Source organism: Streptacidiphilus sp. PB12-B1b, assembly GCF_014084125.1.
Lineage (GTDB): Bacteria > Actinomycetota > Actinomycetes > Streptomycetales > Streptomycetaceae > Streptacidiphilus.
Genome location: NZ_CP048405.1, coordinates 3,614,914 through 3,631,169, shown reverse-complemented (window position 1 = coordinate 3,631,169; position 16,256 = coordinate 3,614,914). Strand labels below are relative to the sequence as shown.

Sequence of the window (16,256 nt, the reverse complement as noted above, 5' to 3'; positions counted from 1 at the left end):
TCGTGCGGTCAGTTCAGGGGCAGCATGTCGGGGGCGTCGAGCCGGGCGGCGTCGGCGGTGCGGTCGTCGGGCTGCTGCTGGGCGTCGCGTTCGGCGGCGACCCGCCTGCGGTAGTGCTCGACCTCGTCGCGGGTCTGCTCCTCGGTCCAGCCCAGCGGTCCGGCCATCAGCCGGGCCGCCTTGTCGGCGGCGGCCAGGCCCCGGTCCCAGGACTCGATCGAGGCACGGGTGCGCCGGGTGAGGACGTCGTCGAGGTGGCGGGCGCCCTCGTGGGTGACCGCGTACACCACCTCGGCCTCCAGGTAGTCGTCCGCCCCGGGCAGCGGCGTGCTCAGCGAGGGGTCGTCCTTCAGCAGGTCGAGGATCTCGCCGATCAGCGACCCGTAGCGGTTGAGCAGGTGTTCGACCCGGACGACGTGCAGCCCGGACTCCTGCGCCAGGTTCTGCCGCCGGTTCCACAGCGCGGGGTAGCCGTCCGCGCCGACCAGCGGCACCTCCTCGGTGACCGAGGGCCCGGCCGAGGCGCCGTCCAGGGTGCGCACCGCCTCGTCCACGGCGTCCTTGGCCATCACCCGGTAGGTGGTGTACTTGCCGCCCGCGACCACGACCAGGCCGGGCACGGGGTGGCCGACCAGGTGCTCCCGGGAGAGCTTGCTGGTGTCGGCGGCGTCGCCGGAGAGCAGCGGCCGCAGCCCGGCGTACACGCCCTCGACGTCGTCCCGGGTGAGCGGGGTCTCCAGGACCGAGTTGACGTGCTCCAGCAGGTAGTCGACGTCGCGGGAGCTCACCGCCGGGTGCTGCTTGTCCAGGTCCCAGTCGGTGTCGGTGGTGCCGATCAGCCAGTGCCGGCCCCAGGGGATGACGAACAGCACGCTCTTCTCGGTCCGCAGGATCAGGCCGGACTGCGAGTTGACCCGGTCCCGGGGCACCAGGATGTGGACGCCCTTGGAGGCCCGGACGTGGAACTGGCCGCGGGTGTCGGCGAGCGCCTGGGTGTCGTCGGTCCACACCCCGGTCGCGTTGATCACCTGCTTGGCGTGGACCTCCAGCACCCTCCCGGTCTCCAGGTCGGTGACCACGGCGCCGCTCACCCGCTCGCCCTGGCGCAGGAATCCGGTGACCCGGGTGCGGTTGGCGACGTGCGCCCCGTACGAGGCGGCGGTCCGGGCGATGGTCATGGTGTGCCGGGCGTCGTCCACCTGGGCGTCCCAGTACTGGACCGCGCCGACCAGGGAGTCCGCCTTCAGCGCGGGCACCTCGCGCAGCGCCCGGCGCTTGGTGAGGTGCCGGTGGTGCGGCAGGCCCCGGGCGTTGCCCGAGGTGATGCCCATGGTGTCGTACAGCAGCACGCCCGCGCCGACGTACGGCCGCTCCCACACCCGGTGCTTGAGCGGGTAGAGGAACTTCACCGGGTGCACCAGGTGCGGTGCGAGCCGCTGGATCAGCAGGCCGCGCTCCTTGAGGGCCTCCTGCACCAGGCGGAAGTCCAGCATCTCCAGGTAGCGCAGGCCGCCGTGGATCAGCTTGCTGGAGCGGCTCGAGGTGCCGCTGGCCCAGTCACGGCCCTCGACCAGGCCCACGCTCAGGCCGCGGGTGACGGCGTCCAGCGCGCATCCGGCACCGACCACACCGCCGCCCACGACCAGGATGTCCAACTCCACGCCCGAGCCGAGGGCGTTCAACGCGTCCTCGCGGGACTGTGGCGACAGGGCGACCGGCTTCATCAGTCTGCTCCTTCAGCGGCATCGACAGGGGCACGGACGGTGCTGTGCGTCCGAGGCCATCCGAACAAGCAGTGACCGTCCGCGCACCCGCTGCGGCCCCCGCTGCGGCCGAACGGGTAGCGACACGCCGCCCCCGGGCGCGCCGCGCGCGTCCGCCGAGGTGCGGTCCGGGGCGCCCACCTATGCTGAGGTCATGGCTGGTACGGCCCGTTCCGCAGGTCAGCACCGGGTCCGTCGGTTCGCTCGCGCGTTGGCCGCCGACCCGGTGGAGGCCCTGCTCTACGTCCCCGAGGAGCTGACCGGACGGCTGGAGTACCCGGTCGACTACCGGGTGGACGAGTCCTGGGAGCCCGAGCTGCACCGGCTGCTGGGCGCGCCGTGGCCGTGCCCGCAGACAACGCGCGCCTCCGAGCTGTGGGCGGGCATCGCCGACGAGCTGCGGCAGCGCGGGCTGGACTTCGGCCGCCACACCTACGGCGCGTACAGCGACGCGGACGAGTGCCTGGCCCGCGCGGTGTGGTGCACGGTGCTGCACCGGCGTCCCGAGGTGGTGGTGGAGACCGGGGTGGCGCGGGGCGTGATCACCCGGGTGATCCTGGAGGGGCTGGCCGAGAACGACCGGGGCCACCTGTGGAGCATCGACCTGCCGCACCCGTTCGAACGCGGGCTGCACGACCAGACCGGCGTGGCCGTACCGGGCCCGGTGCGCTCGCGGTGGACCTACGTCGAGGGTTCGAGCAGGCGGCGGCTGCCGCGGCTGGCACGGGAGTTGGGCACGGTCGACATGTTCGTGCACGACAGTCTGCACACAGCCAGGAACACCCGCTTCGAGATGGACCGGATCGCCCGGGTGCTGGCGCCCGGCGGGGTGATGCTGGTGGACGACATCAGCACGCACCAGGGCTTCGAGCCGTGGACCAGGGCGCCGGGCGGGGCGGAGGCGCTGGTGTGCCGCTCCGCCGACCGCGAGGGGCTGTTCGGCATCGTCCGCACCGGCAGCGGGACCGGCTCGGGCACCGGCGGCGGCCCCGGCCCGCGCCGCTGACGGCGGGCGGCCGGGGCACGACCCGTACCGGGACCGCTCGGACCGGCCGACCGTTCAGGCCGGCACGGCCGCGAGCAGCTCCCGGGTGTAGTCCTCGGCCGGGTGGTCGAAGACCTGCTCCGCCTCCCCCGTCTCCACGATGCGGCCGCCCTGCATCACCGCGACCCGGTCGCTGAGGTGGCGGACCACGGCCAGGTCGTGCGAGATGAACAGCAGCGCCACGCCCAGGTCCTGCCGCAGGTCCGCGAGCAGGTCCAGGATCTGCGCCTGGATGGAGACGTCGAGCGCGGAGACCGGCTCGTCGCAGACGATGACGTCGGGGGCGGGCGCCAGCGCGCGGGCGATGGCGACCCGCTGGCGCTGGCCGCCGGACAGCTCCAGCGGGCGGCGGCCGAGCAGCCCGGCGGGCAGGCCCACCCGGTCGAGCAGCTCGCCGACCCGGGCCCGGCGCTCCCGGCCACGGCGCACCCCGGTCCGGGCGACGGCCTGTCCGACGACCCGCTCCACGGTGAAGCGCGGGTCGAAGGAGCCCAGCGGGTCCTGCTGGACGGACTGGATCCGCAGCCGGGAGGGGCGGCGGTGCCGCTCGGGGACGCCGCTCCACGGCAGGCCGCCGAAGCGGACGCTGCCGGAGTCGGGCTCCAGCAGCCCCAGCACGATCCGGGCGGCGGTGGTCTTGCCGGAGCCGGACTCGCCGACCAGCCCCAGGGTCTCCCCGGCGCGCAGGGTGAAGGACACGTCCCGGACCGCGTCGTAGTGGCTGCCGTCGGGGGCGCGGTAGCGCTTGGAGACCGACTCGGCCTGCAGCACGACCTCCGCTTGGGCCGGGGCCTGGGCCGGGGCCTCAGCCGGGTCTGCTTCGAGGGTGACGGCCGAGGCGGCTCTACGGCTGGCAGCCCTCGTGGCGGCCTTCGTGGCAGCCCTCGGGGCGGCCGTGCCCGGGTGCCAGCAGAGCGTGCCGGAGTCGTCCGGTGCGGGCAGCGCGGCGCGGCAGCGGTCGTCGGCGGCGGCGCAGCGGGCGGCGTAGGGGCAGCCGTCGGCACCGGCCGCGGGGAGGGCGGCGGCGGGGGCGGAGAGCCGGGCGCCCCTGGTGTGGGCGGCGGGCACGGCGTCCAGCAGGGCCCGGGTGTAGGGGTGGCGCGGGTCGTCCAGGACCCGCCGGGCGCGGCCGGTCTCGACGATCCGGCCGCCGTACATGACCGCGACCCGGTCGGCGAGCCTGCCGACGACCGACAGGTCGTGGCTGATCAGCAGCAGCGCGGTGCCCTGCCGCCGGAGCGAGTCCAGCAGGTCGAGCACCTGGGCCTGGACGGTGGCGTCCAGCGCGGTGGTGGGTTCGTCGGCGATCAGCAGCTGCGGTCCCCCGGCGACGGCGGAGGCGATCAGGGCGCGCTGCCGCAGGCCGCCGGAGAGCTGGTGCGGGTACTGCTCGGCGCGGCGGGCCGGGTCGGGGATGCCGACGTCGTCCAGCAGCTCCAGCACGCGCGGGCGGATCTGGGCGCGGGCGAGCAGGCGGTGGGTGCGCAGCGGCTCGGCGACCTCGGCGCCCACGGTGCGCAGCGGGTCCAGCGAGACCAGGGCGTCTTGCAGAACCAGGCCGATCCGGCGGCCGCGCAGGGCGCGCCACTGGGCTTCGCTGCGCGCGGTCAGGTCGTCGCCGTCGAAGGCCAGGGTGCGGGCGGTGACGGCGGCGCGGTTGCCGGTCAGGCCGACCAGGGTGCGGGCGGTGACGCTCTTGCCGGAGCCCGACTCGCCGACGACGGCCAGGCACTCGCCTGCGTCCAGGGTGAAGGAGACGTCGCGGACTGCGCGCACCGGCCCGAAGGAGACGTCCAGGCCGTCCACGGTGAGCAGTGGGGGCGTCATCGGGTGGTCCTTCGGGTGAAGCCGGACTGCGCGCGGCGGCCGACGGTGTTGACGACGAGGGCGGTGAGGGTGATCGCGGCGCCCGGGAAGATCCCCAGCCACCAGGCCGTCTGCAGGAAGTCGCGGCCCTCGGAGAGCATGGCGCCCCACTCGGGCGAGGGCGGCTGCGGGCCCAGGCCCAGGAAGCTCAGCCCGGAGGCGGCGATCAGCGCGGAGCCGAAGCCGACGGTGGCCAGCACCAGCATCGGGCCCAGGGCGTTGGGGACGACGTGGCGCAGGATCAGCAGCGGTCGCGGCAGCCCCAGCCCGACGGCCGCCTCGACGTAGCCGGACCGGCGGATGACCAGGGTCTCGGCGCGGACGATCCGGGCGTAGCCGGGGACGTAGGCGGCGGCGATGGCGATCATCACGTTCACCGGGCCGCTGCCCAGGATGGTGACGGCGAGCAGGGCCAGCAGGATCGGCGGCAGCGCCAGCAGGACGTCGGCCAGCCGCATCAGCACCTGGTCGGCGACGCGTCCGCCGAGGGCCGCCGCGAGGCCGAGGACCGCGCCGCCGGCCGCGGCCAGCAGGGTCGCGCCGGTGCCCATCAGCACCGAGGGGCGGGCGCCGTACAGGACCCGGGTGAAGATGTCGCGGCCGAGCTGGTCGGTGCCGAACCAGTGCGCGCCGCTGGGGGCGCTCAGGGCGTGCAGCGGATCGGTGTCGATCGGTGAGGCGCTGCTGAACAGGCCGGGGTCGGCTGCCACCAGCACGATCAGCAGCAGCACGGCCGACGCCAGTACCAGCGTCACCCGGCCGCCACGGCCCGGCCGGACCGCCCGGGCTCTGCGGGCGGCGGTGCGCCGGGGGCTCGCGGCGGCGGACGCCGGTGTGCCGGGCGGGGCGGTGTCGAGTTCGGTCATGGGCTCACCCAGTCCTCAGGCGTGGATCGATGACGAGGTACAGCAGGTCCACGGCGGTGGACAGGGCGACGAAGACCAGGGCCGACAGCAGCACCAGTCCGATGACCAGCGGCATGTCCTTGTTGGTGGTGGCCTGCAGGGTGAGCGCGCCGATGCCGGGGCGGCCGAAGACGGTCTCCACCAGCACCGCCCCGCCCAGCAGCGATCCGGCGAGCCAGCCGGTGAGGGTCACCAGCGGGACGGCGGCGTGCCGCAGCGCGTGGCGCAGCCGGACGGCGGCGACGCTGAGCCCGCGTGAGCGGGCGGTGACCGTGAACGGCTGGTCCAGTGCCGCCTCCAGCCCCTCGCGCAGCACCTGGGCGAGCACGCCGACCATGGGCAGGGCCAGCGTCACCGCGGGCAGCACCAGCGCGGACGGCCCCTGGTCGCCGACGACCGGGAAGATCCGCAGCTGGAACGAGAACGCGGTGAGCAGCAGGATGCCGATCCAGTACGAGGGGCTGGAGACGGTCAGCAGCTCGACCAGGCCCGCGGCGGCCCGCAGCGCCGGCCGTCGCCCGGCGGTCGCCACGGCCACGCCCACCGCCACGGCGACGGCCAGCACCAGTGCGACCAGGGCGAGTTGGACGGTCGGCCAGAGCTGCGCGCCGATCAGCGCGGTGACCGGCCGTTGCAGCTGGTAGGACTCCCCGAGGTCGCCCCGGGCGAGGTTGCCCAGGTAGTGCAGGTACTGCAGGGCCACCGGCTGGTTCAGCCCGAACTGGGCCCGGATGCGGGCGCGGACGGCCGGGGTGGCGGCGTTGCCGGGCCCGAGCATGACCGTGACCGGGTCGCCGGGGATCAGCTGCAGCGCGACGAACGCCACGGTGGCGGCCCCGAGCAGGACCGCGACCGCGCCGGCCAGCCGCTTCACGATGCCGCGGAGCAGGGCGGGGAGGTTCACGTCACTTCCCGAGCCAGGTGTCGTGGAAGACGAGCCAGGTGTTGGGGTCGAAGGTGAGCCCGTGCACGCTGCTGGAGGCGGCGTCGATGGTGGTCTCCACGTACAGCGGGATGTCCAGGGCCAGGTCGGTGACGCGCTGCTGGACCTGCGCGTACACCTGGCTGCGGACGCCCGGGTCCAGGGTGGCCTCGCCCTGCGAGGTCCAGGTGTCGAGCTGGGGGTCCTTGTAGAAGGTGGCGTTCTCGCCGCCCTTGGCAGGCTGGCTGGAGCTGTTGAAGTACAGCCGCAGCACGTCCGGATCGGCGCCGGACCAGCTGTAGTCGGCGATGTCCTCCTGGCCGCCGTAGACCTTGGTGATGTACGTGCCGATGTCGAGCCGGGGGCGGTCCACCGCGATGCCGATCTTCTTCAGGTCGGCCTGGATGGCCTGCCCGAGGATGTCGCGCTGCTCGCGGATGTACTGCTGCGGCATCAGCGGCCACTCGATGGTGAGCTGCTTACCGTCCTTGGTGCGGTATCCGGCGGCGTTGCGGGTGGTCCAACCGGCCTGGTCGAGCAGCTTGTCGGCGAGCGCCGGGTCGTACTGCCAGCTGTTCTGCAGGGCGCTGTCGTAGTCGGGGGTGGCCGGGGAGATCGGGCTCCAGGCGCGCGGGTACAGGCCGAAGTAGACGCTCTGGACGTCGGTGCCGACGTTGATGCCGTGCTGAACAGCCTGGCGCACCCGCTCGTCGTCGAAGGGGGCGATCGAGGCGTTGAGCATCAGGCTGTACACGGCGCCCGGCGCGGTCTTGGTGAGCACCTGCAGGCCGGAGTCGGCCTTGAGGCTCTTGACGTCCACCGGGGGCACGGCGGCGGCGACCTGGATCTGGTTGCTCTGCAGGGCGCCGACCCGGGTGGAGTCCTGCGGCAGGAAGCGGAACACCAGCTTGTCGAGGTAGGCCGGGCCCTGGTTGACGTCGGTCGCCGGGGCCCAGCGGTAGTTCGGGTTGCGGGTGAGGACGGCGCTCTGGCCCTTGGTGTAGCCGGCGAACTCGAACGGTCCGGTGCCGACGTCGACCGGCCCGCCGGCGCCCAGCTGGGAGCCGTGGGCGGCGATGGCGGCCGGGGAGTAGAAGCCCAACTGTGGGGTGCTGGCAGCCTGCAGGAACGGCGCGTAGGAGCGGGTGAAGGAGACCTGGACGGTGTCCTTGTCGATGACCTTGGTCCCGGCGTAGGGGCCGAGCAGGCTGGCCGCGTACTGGGACTTGGTGGCGGGGGCGACGATGCGGTCGAAGTTGGTCTTCACGGCGGCGGCGTCGAAGGGCGTGCCGTCGGTGAAGGTGACGCCGCTGCGCAGGTGGAAGGTGTAGGTCCGGAGGTCCTTGGAGACCGTCCAGGAGCTGGCCAGCCAGGGGTGGAAGCCGCCCTTGTCGTCCTGGTAGACCAGCGAGTCGACGATGTTCCGGTCGATGGCGCCGGTGATGTCCTGCTGGTTGACCTGGATGTCGAAGGAGACGGGCTCGGTGTCCACGGCGTAGGTGAGCGTCCCGCCGTGCACCGGTGTGCCGGAGCCGCTGCCGGTGGCGGCCGCGGTGGTGCCGGTCGAGCTGCACGCGGTGAGCATCAGAGCCGCCGTGGTACTGACGGCGAGCAGCGGGATGCCTCGGTATCTGGATCGGGACATGCTCGAACTCCTAGGGGCGCGGGAGGGTTTGGGATGCGCTGCGGGGTGGGGCCGGTGACTGCGCGGCCCGGGGATGCCCCGAAGCTATCGACGCCCGCCCGGGCCGCCGCACCCCTAGCCCACCCCTAGCGGACCCTTAGTCGGCAACCGGGTAGCGGGGCACGGAGCGGCGCTGCCGGATCCGCCACCCCTGCGGGGTGCGCACCAGGACGTCCAGGTAGTCGCCGTTGTGGACGCTGCCGTCGGCGAGCATCGCCAGGTAGCGGCTGTGGCCGCGCACGGTGCCGTCCGGATCGACCGTCAGCACGGTGTCCAGGGTGTGGTGGTCGGGTGAGCGCTCGCCCAGGCGTTCGTTGAACTCCCTGATGGCGTCCAGGCCGTGGAAGAACCGGCTCTGCTCGCGGACCAGTTCGATGCTGCCGTCCTCGGTGAACACCTGGTCCAGGGCGTCGCGTCGGCCGTTGTCGAAGACGTGCGCGAAGTGCGCGAGGAGCTGCCGGATCTCCTCCCGGTCCTGGACGGTCAGTTCTGCTGTCATGGCGGCTCCTCGGGGCGGGCACGGGAGCCGCCCGGCCGGGGAGCCCGGCCGGGCGGCGTCGGATGGTGCGGGGACCGGTGGGGCGTGGTGCGGCTGGTGCGGTGCGGTGTCAGACGGCCGGGGCGGTCAACTGCTGGACGATGCCCAGGCGGTCCGGCAGCACGTTGTAGCGGACGACCTGGCCGTCGCGGACGGTCAGCGAGCTGATGCTGCGCCCACGGAACCGGCGGCCGGTTCCCTCCACGCCGAAGACCGTGCCCTCGTGGATGCCGGCGATGGTCCAGAAGACGATCACCCGGTCCCCCTCGGCGACCAGGTCGTCCACGGTCACCTCCAGCTCCTTGACGCTCTTCCAGAGCCATTCGACATGCTCCTGGAAGTCGGCCCGGGTACCGCTGCCGCCGACCCCGACCCGGGTCTCGTCGGCGGCGTCGGCGGCCACGACCTCGGCCAGCACCTCGATCCGCTGCCCGTTCACCAACTCCTCGAAGTACCGCCGGGCCACGCGCTTGTTGGCCTCGGTGGTGCCTGCTCCGGCGGTGTCGGCCTGGGTGCTCACGTGTTGTCTCCTTCTGTTGCTGTGCGGGTGGGAAGCGGGGCCTGCGGCGGGAGCAGGATGCCCCCGTTGGCACTCAGACCCCCGTCGACCGGGACGGTCACCCCGGTCACGTAGGAGGCGGCAGGCGAGGCGAGGAACCAGACCACCTCGGCCTGCTCGCGGGGGGCGGCCCAGCGCTGCGCCGGGATACGGCGGGTGACCGCCTCGCCCAGCTCCGGATGGGCCAGGACGCCGCTGGTCAGCGCGGTGACCGTGCCGCCGGGCGCGATGGCGTTGATCCTGATGTTCTGCGCCGCGTAGTCGATGGCTGCGCCGCGCACCAGGTTGATCACGGCCGCCTTGGTGGCGTTGTAGCCCCAGGTGCCCGGGTCGCCGCGCAGCCCCGAGACCGAGGAGGTGGCGACGATCGCGCCGCCGCCCGAGGCCCGCAGGGCCGGCGCCGCCGCCCGGATGCCCAGCGCGATGCCGCGCACGTTGACCGCGAACAGCCGGTCGAAGCGCTCGATCGAGCCGGGCGACTCCAGCGGCCCGGAGCCGCCGATCCCGGCGTTGAGCACGGCCGCGTCCAGCCGGCCGAAGTGCTCCAGGGCGAGCCGGACGGCCGCGGTGCTGGTGGCCTCCTCGGCGACGTCACCGGCCAGGGCCACCACGTCGTCGAGGAGTGCAAGTTTGGCCAGGCCCTCCTCGTCCACGTCCACGGCCACGACCCGGTGCCCGCGTTCGTGGAACAGCCGCACCGTCGCCTCGCCGATCCCGGACGCGGCTCCGGTGACGAACGCCACCGGCGCCGCCTCCGCTACTGGGCTGACCATTGCTGCTCCTTCTGTTCGATCCACTGCCGGACGGCGTCCGCCGTCGTCGGGGTGTGCTGCTCCAGCAGGGTGAAGTGGTCGCCGGGGACGTCCACCGCCTCGTGCGGGAGGGGCCAGTAGGCGCGCCAGTCATGGCGCCCGGTCGGGTCCACGACCGTGCCGCGCAGCGGGGTGTCGGCGCGGACGGCGAGGATGGGCGCGTCCACCGGCTTCGGCTGCCAGCCGTCGAAGACGGTGTTGTAGCCGCCCATCGCGGTCAGGCTGGCGTCGCTCCAGACCATGTCGTACTGCTCGATCCGGTCGAGCATCCCGGTGAGCATCGCCGTCAGCCACCACTCGCCCATGCCCTCGCGGACGGCGCTGTCGATGGGGTAGGCGTCGATCAGCGCCAGCCCGGACACGGCCCGGCCCTGCTCCTCCAGCCGGGCCGCGACGGCGTGCGCCACGCAGCCGCCCATGGAGCGTCCGACCACGACGAACGGGCGGTCGTGGCCGACCACGTCCAGCACCGTCTCGGTGTGCAGGGTCAGGAAGGCGTCCAGGTCGTCCGGGAGGTGGTCTCCGGGCTCCCACCCCGGCGAGGGCAGTACGAAGACGTCCCGCTCGCCCTGGAAGGCGTGCCCGAAACGGGCGTACTCGTGCGGGCCGGAGATCGCGCTGAGCGCGGGGAAGCAGACCACCGCCGTCTCCCGGGCGCCGGTGGCCAATTGGATCGGCGGCAGGGCGTGCGCGGACCGCTCCCCCGTGCCGAAGCGCGGACGCAGGTGCGAGGCCACGCCGATCAGCGCCGACGCCCGCGCGAACTTGCCCTGCGCGGCCAGCTGTCGGTAGAGCCGGGAGAGCGGGTGGTCCGCGCCGGGCGCGACCACGGCCCCGGTTGCGGCCGGGGCGCTGTCGACCGGGCTCAGGTCGCCGAGCAACTCGTCGATGTGCGCGGCGAGTTCGGTGGGGGTCGGCTGGTCGAAGGTCACCGTGGGCGGCAGCCGTAGGCCGGTGGCGGCGGTGAGCCGGTTGCGCAGCTCCACCGCGCTCAGCGAGTCCAGTCCCAGCTCGTTGAAAGGGCGTTGGCCGGTCACCGCGTCCGGTTCGGCGGCCAGGACGGCCGCCACCTCGGTCCGGACCAGATCCAGCAGCACCGCCTGCCGGGTCTCCTCGTCCGCTCCGGCGAGGCGTTGCGCCAGCGTCGGCCCGCCGACGACGGCGGACCGCGCGGTCCGCCGGGCGGGCCGGACCAGTCCGCGCAGCAGCGCCGGAACCCCGTCCCCGCGCAGGGCGTTCAGGTCGAGCGGCGCGGGGACCAGATAGGGCGCGGCCAGCTGCTCCGCCGCGTCGAACAGGCGCACACCCTGCTCGGACCGGATCGGCCGCACCCCGGCGCGGGCGGCGCGGCGCAGATCGGCCTCGGTCAGCTGCGCGGTGACGCCGCTGGGCTGCTCCCACTGGCCCCAGGCCAGGGACTGCCCGGGCAGCCGGGAGGCGCGGCGGTGCACGGCGAGGGCGTCCAGGAAGGTGTTGGCGGCCGCGTAGGAGGCCTGACCGGGGCCGCCGAAGACGGCCGCAATCGAGGAGTAGAGCACGAAAGCGGCCAAATCGGTTTTTTCGCGGGTGAGTTGGTGCAGGTTCCAGGCGCCGTCGGCCTTGGCCCGCAGTACCGTCTCCAGCCGCTCCGGGGTCAACGCACCGATCACACCGTCGTCCACCACACCGGCCGTGTGCACCACAGCCGTCAGCGGACGATCAGCCGGAATCCCCGCCAACACCCCCGCCAGAGCCTCACGGTCGGCCGCGTCCACCGCCGCAACCTCCACCTCGGCGCCCAGGGCCGACAACTCCGCACGCAACCCCCCGGCGCCCGGAGCCTCCAGACCGCGCCGCGACACCAGCAGCAACCGGCGCACCCCACGCACCGCCACCAGATGCCGCGCCAACAAGCCGCCCAACACCCCGGTACCACCGGTGATCAGCACCGTCCCCTGCGGATTCCACACCGGGAGCGGGTCATCGGACGGGGCAGCGGTGGCGCGGGAGAGCCTCGGAACTCGCGCTGTCCCCTCACGCAGCGCCAGTTGCGGCTCTCCCGCAGTCAGGGCGGCGGTGACGGCCGCACGCAGGGCTGCCTCCGAATCCGGGTGGTCGTCCCGGTCGAGCAGGAGAATCCGGTCCGGGTGCTCGGCCTGGGCGGACCGCAGCAGGCCCCAGACCGGGGCCACCACCGGGTTCGGGGTGTCGCCCGGGCTGACGGCGACGGCCTCGCGGACGACCACCACCAGCCGCGTCGCCTGCCACCGCTCGTCCGCGAGCCACTCCTGCACCAGCGACAGCGCCTGGTGCAGCAGGACGCGAGCGGCCGTGGGGACGTCCCCGTCGTCGTGCCCGTCGTCGTCGGCCGGTGGTCCGTCGAGGGCGACGGCCAGCCAGGGGCGGGCCTCCGCGCCGGGCTCGACGGACGCCAGATCCGGATAGGCCGGACGCTCGGCCGCGCCCTCCGGTGCCGTGGCCGGTTCGGCAGCAACGGGCAGGGTGACCCAGTCGAGCTGGAAGATGCCGTCCTGCGTGCTGCTGCGGGCGGACTCCAGCTGCGCCGACGACACCAGCCGGGCGCGCAGCGCCGCCACCGAGGCGACCGGCGCTCCCGTGGCGTCGACGGCATCCACGGAGATCGCCTCGGGCCCGGTGTAGCGCAACCGAACCCGCAGTTCGGTCGCGCCGGTCGCCTGGAGCCGCACCCCCTCGTAGGCGAACGGGAGTCTGCTGGAACCCTCGGGGGTGTCGGTCAGGCTCCGGTACGCGGTGAGGTGGACGGCGGAGTCGAGCAGGGCGGGGTGGATGCCGAACCGGGCGGCCGACTCCCGCTGGTCCTCGGGCAGCGCGACCTCGGCGTAGAGGTCCGCTCCGTCGCGCCAGGCGGCGCGCAGCCCCCGGAAGGCGGGGCCGTACTCCAGCCCGGAGGCTGCCAGCGTGTCGTACACGTCATCGACGGGCAGAGGTTCGGCGCCGGGCGGCGGCCAGGCGGCCGGGGCGAACGGCGGTTGCGCGGGCTGCGGGGTGTCGTCGACCAGCAGCCCGGAGGCGTGCCGGGTCCACTCGGCGTCGGCCCCGGCCGGGCGGGAGTGCACGGTGACGCTCCTGGCCCCGGTTGCGTCGGCCTCGCCCACGGCGACCTGGAGTTGCACACTGCCCTGCTCGGACAGCAACAGCGGCGCTTCCACCACCAATTCGTCCAGGGTTCCGGCGTCGGCCTCGTCGGCGGCTCTGATCGCCAACTCCAGCAGCGCGGTGCCGGGGACGACCACGCTGCCCTGCACCCGGTGTCCGGTCAGCCAGGGGTGGGTCCGCAGCGACAGACTGCCGGTGAGCAGGACTCCGCCGGTGTCCGGCAGCGTGAGCGCCGCCCCCAGGAAGGGGTGGTCGATGGTGCCGAGGCCCAAACCGGAGGCGTCGTGGGCGCGTTGGGCGGGCTCCAGCCAGTAACGGCGCCGCTGGAACGGATACGTCGGCAACTCCACCCGGCGCGCACCCGAACCGGCGAACAACACCGGCCAGTCCACCCGATGACCCTGCACATGCACCCGACCCAACGCCGACACCGCCGTCAACGCCTCCCCACGACCCCGCCGCAACACCGCAACCGCCACCGCATCACCCACCACACCCCGCACCAGACCCGACAACGTCCCATCCGGCCCCAACTCCACAAACGTCGTCACTCCGGCATTCGCCAACTCCCCCACCACATCAGCGAAACGCACCGCCTCCCGCACATGCCGCACCCAGTACCCCGGGCTCGTCACCTCCTCCACCGACGCCAACCGACCCGTCACATCCGACACCAGCGGAATACGCGGAGCAGTGAACGACAACCCCGCCAGCACCTGACCGAACTCCGCCAACATCGCGTCCATGTGCGGCGAGTGGAACGCATGGCTCACCCGCAACCGACGCACCCGCCGACCCCGACCGGCGAACTCCTCCGCAACCGCCGACACCACCACCTCATCACCCGACACCACCACCGACACCGGACCGTTCACCGCCGCAATCGACACCCCCGGCCCACGACCCGCCAGAACCTCAACAACCTCACCCTCCGACGCCTCCACCGACACCATCGCCCCACCCGAGGGCAACCCCTGCATCAACCGCCCACGCGCCGCAACCAACACCACCGCATCACCCAACGACAACACCCCCGCCACATGAGCAGCCACCACCCCGCCGATCGAGTGGCCCGCCACGAAGTCCGGACGCACACCCCACGACTCCCACAACCGGAACAACGCAACCTCGAGAGCGAACAACGCCGGCTGCGTCACCCCCGTCTCGTCCAGGCCCTCCCCCGACTCGATCGCCTCGGCCAGCGACACCCCGTCCAGCAGCCCGTCGAACTCGGCCACCACCGCTTCGAACGCCTCCGCGAACACCGGATACGACGCATACAACTCCCGCCCCATACCAACCCGCTGACTCCCCTGACCGGTGAACAGAAACGCCAGACCACCCGTGCCCGTGCCCGTGGACGAACCGACGACGGCCTCCGGCGTCGACTCACCCCGGGCGAAGGCCCGCAGGCTGTCGCTGCCGCCGAGGAAGACCGCGCGCTCGCTGTGCAGGGCCCTGGCCGTCACCAGCGTGTAGGCGGCGTCGGCCCGGCTCAGCGGATCGTCGGTGGCGTCCAAGCGGTCGGCCAGTTGGGCCGCTTGGACGCGCAGCGCATCGGAGGTGCGTGCGGAGAGCAGCAGCGGCAGGGTTCCGCTCGAGGCCCGTTGGGGCGGCGGGGCCTGGTCCGGCTCGCCCTCCAGGAGCGGCTCGTCGAGGGCCGGGGCCTCCTCGATGATGACGTGGGCGTTGGTGCCGCTCGCGCCGAAGGCGGAGACTCCGGCCCGGCGCGGCTCCTCGGTCTCCGGCCAGTCCCGGGCCTCGGTGAGCAGGCGCACGGTGCCCGACGACCAGTCGACGTAGGGCGTGGGCTCGTCCGCGTGCAGGGTGCGCGGCAGCACGCCGTGGCGCAGCGCCTGGACGGTCTTGATGACGCCTGCCACCCCCGCCGCGGCCTGGGTGTGGCCGATGTTGGACTTGAGCGAGCCCAGCCACAACGGCCTTTCCGGGTCGCGGTCCTGGCCATAGGCGGCGATGATCGCCTGCGCCTCGATCGGATCGCCCAGCGAGGTTCCCGTGCCGTGGGCCTCCACGGCGTGGACGTCGCCGGGGGCCAGCCGGGCGTTCTCCAACGCCTGCCGGATCACCCGCTGCTGCGCCGGGCCGTTGGGTGCGGTGAGGCCGTTGGAGGCGCCGTCCTGGTTGACCGCGCTGCCGCGCACCACAGCCAACACCTCATGCCCCAACCGCCGGGCATCCGACAACCGCTCCACCAGCAGCAGCCCCACCCCCTCCGCCCAACCGGTACCGTCCGCGCCCGCACCGAAGGCCTTGCAGCGGCCGTCGGCGGACAGGCCGCGCTGCCGGGAGAACTCGATGAAACCCTGCGCCGTGGACATGACGCTCACGCCCCCGGCGAGGGCGAGGTCGCTCTCGCCGGAGCGCAGCGACTGCGCCGCCAGGTGCAGCGCCACCAGCGACGACGAGCACGCCGTGTCCACCGTCACCGCCGGACCCTCGAACCCGAAGGTGTACGAGATCCGCCCCGAGGCGACACTGTCGAGTCCGCCGATGCCGAGGTAGCCCTCCAGGTCGGACGGCGCGTCCTGCAGCCGTGGGGTGTAGTCGCCGCCCGCGATCCCGGCGAAGACGGCGGTGCGGCTGCCGCCCAGGGCGGTGGGGTCGATACCGGCCCGCTCGAACGCCTCCCACGCGGTCTCCAGCAGCAGCCGGTGCTGCGGGTCGGTGGCCAGGGCCTCGCGCGGGGAGATGCCGAAGAACTCGGCGTCGAAGTCGGCGACGGTGTCCAGGAATCCGCCGTGCCGGGTGTACGAGGTGCCGGTGTGGTCGGGGTCGGGGTGGTAGAGCGCCTCCAGGTCCCAGCCCCGGTCGTCGGGGAAGGCGCTGACGGCGTCGCCGCCTTCGCTGACCAGCTGCCACAGATCCTCCGGCGAGGCGACCCGGCCGGGGAGCCGGCAGGCCATGCCGATGATGGCGATCGACTCCCGGCGGCTGGTCTCGACCTCCTGCAGACGCTTCTGGGCGTGTCTGGCGTCGGCGAGCGCACGCTTCAGGTACTCGCGGAGCTTCTGGTCGTTCGCCATG

General features: G+C 73.5%; 9 protein-coding genes and 1 pseudogene. 1 reads left to right on the top strand and 9 read right to left on the bottom strand.

Annotated elements, in window-relative coordinates; translation table 11 throughout:
- Positions 1-8: 8 nt before the first annotated feature.
- Entirely contained in the window at positions 9-1,724 is a 1,716-nt protein-coding gene (locus GXW83_RS16255; RefSeq protein ID WP_182443773.1) for a glycerol-3-phosphate dehydrogenase/oxidase, read from the bottom strand.
- Between the two features lie 193 nt (positions 1,725-1,917).
- Between GXW83_RS16255 and GXW83_RS16250 the strand changes: the two genes are divergently transcribed.
- A complete protein-coding gene (locus tag GXW83_RS16250; protein ID WP_182443772.1) occupies positions 1,918-2,769 on the top strand; it encodes a class I SAM-dependent methyltransferase in 852 nt (283 codons plus the stop codon).
- 54 nt (positions 2,770-2,823) lie between these two features.
- On the opposite strand, the gene GXW83_RS16245 is transcribed toward GXW83_RS16250, so the two are convergent.
- From GXW83_RS16245 to GXW83_RS16210, 8 genes and pseudogenes are all read right to left on the bottom strand, one after another.
- On the bottom strand, positions 2,824-4,635 hold the full coding sequence (locus GXW83_RS16245) for an ABC transporter ATP-binding protein (RefSeq protein WP_182443771.1): 1,812 nt from the start codon (positions 4,633-4,635) through the stop codon (positions 2,824-2,826).
- On the bottom strand, positions 4,632-5,540 hold the full coding sequence (locus GXW83_RS16240) for an ABC transporter permease (protein ID WP_182443770.1): 909 nt from the start codon (positions 5,538-5,540) through the stop codon (positions 4,632-4,634). The genes GXW83_RS16245 and GXW83_RS16240 overlap by 4 nt, the downstream gene beginning before the upstream one ends.
- 4 nt (positions 5,541-5,544) lie before the next feature.
- Positions 5,545-6,483: an ABC transporter permease gene (locus GXW83_RS16235; protein WP_225447029.1), complete on the bottom strand. Its 939-nt coding sequence runs from the start codon at positions 6,481-6,483 to the stop codon at positions 5,545-5,547.
- 1 nt (position 6,484) lies between these two features.
- Positions 6,485-8,146 (bottom strand): ABC transporter substrate-binding protein, encoded by a 1,662-nt coding sequence (locus GXW83_RS16230; RefSeq protein ID WP_182443769.1) that lies wholly within the window; start codon positions 8,144-8,146, stop codon positions 6,485-6,487.
- Between the two features lie 136 nt (positions 8,147-8,282).
- Positions 8,283-8,684, bottom strand: coding sequence for a nuclear transport factor 2 family protein (locus GXW83_RS16225; protein ID WP_182443768.1), 402 nt, complete (start codon positions 8,682-8,684; stop codon positions 8,283-8,285).
- Positions 8,685-8,793: 109 nt separating this feature from the next.
- Entirely contained in the window at positions 8,794-9,243 is a 450-nt protein-coding gene (locus GXW83_RS16220; RefSeq protein WP_182443767.1) for an ester cyclase, read from the bottom strand.
- Positions 9,240-10,055, bottom strand: a complete 816-nt coding sequence (locus GXW83_RS16215) for an SDR family NAD(P)-dependent oxidoreductase (RefSeq protein ID WP_182443766.1) — start codon at positions 10,053-10,055, stop codon at positions 9,240-9,242. The genes GXW83_RS16220 and GXW83_RS16215 overlap by 4 nt, the downstream gene beginning before the upstream one ends.
- A pseudogene (locus GXW83_RS16210) lies at positions 10,040-16,252 on the bottom strand (type I polyketide synthase); the annotation flags it as partial. The gene GXW83_RS16215 and the pseudogene GXW83_RS16210, both read right to left, overlap by 16 nt.
- Between the last annotated feature and the right edge of the window lie 4 nt (positions 16,253-16,256).

Coding starts and splice junctions, on each gene's coding strand:
- GXW83_RS16250 (WP_182443772.1), top strand. CDS start 1,918: ATGGCTGGTACGGCCCGTTCCGCAGGTCAGCACCGGGTCCGTCGGTTC.
- GXW83_RS16225 (WP_182443768.1), bottom strand. CDS start 8,684: ATGACAGCAGAACTGACCGTCCAGGACCGGGAGGAGATCCGGCAGCTC.
- GXW83_RS16245 (WP_182443771.1), bottom strand. CDS start 4,635: ATGACGCCCCCACTGCTCACCGTGGACGGCCTGGACGTCTCCTTCGGG.
- GXW83_RS16215 (WP_182443766.1), bottom strand. CDS start 10,055: ATGGTCAGCCCAGTAGCGGAGGCGGCGCCGGTGGCGTTCGTCACCGGA.
- GXW83_RS16230 (WP_182443769.1), bottom strand. CDS start 8,146: ATGTCCCGATCCAGATACCGAGGCATCCCGCTGCTCGCCGTCAGTACC.
- GXW83_RS16255 (WP_182443773.1), bottom strand. CDS start 1,724: ATGAAGCCGGTCGCCCTGTCGCCACAGTCCCGCGAGGACGCGTTGAAC.
- GXW83_RS16240 (WP_182443770.1), bottom strand. CDS start 5,540: ATGACCGAACTCGACACCGCCCCGCCCGGCACACCGGCGTCCGCCGCC.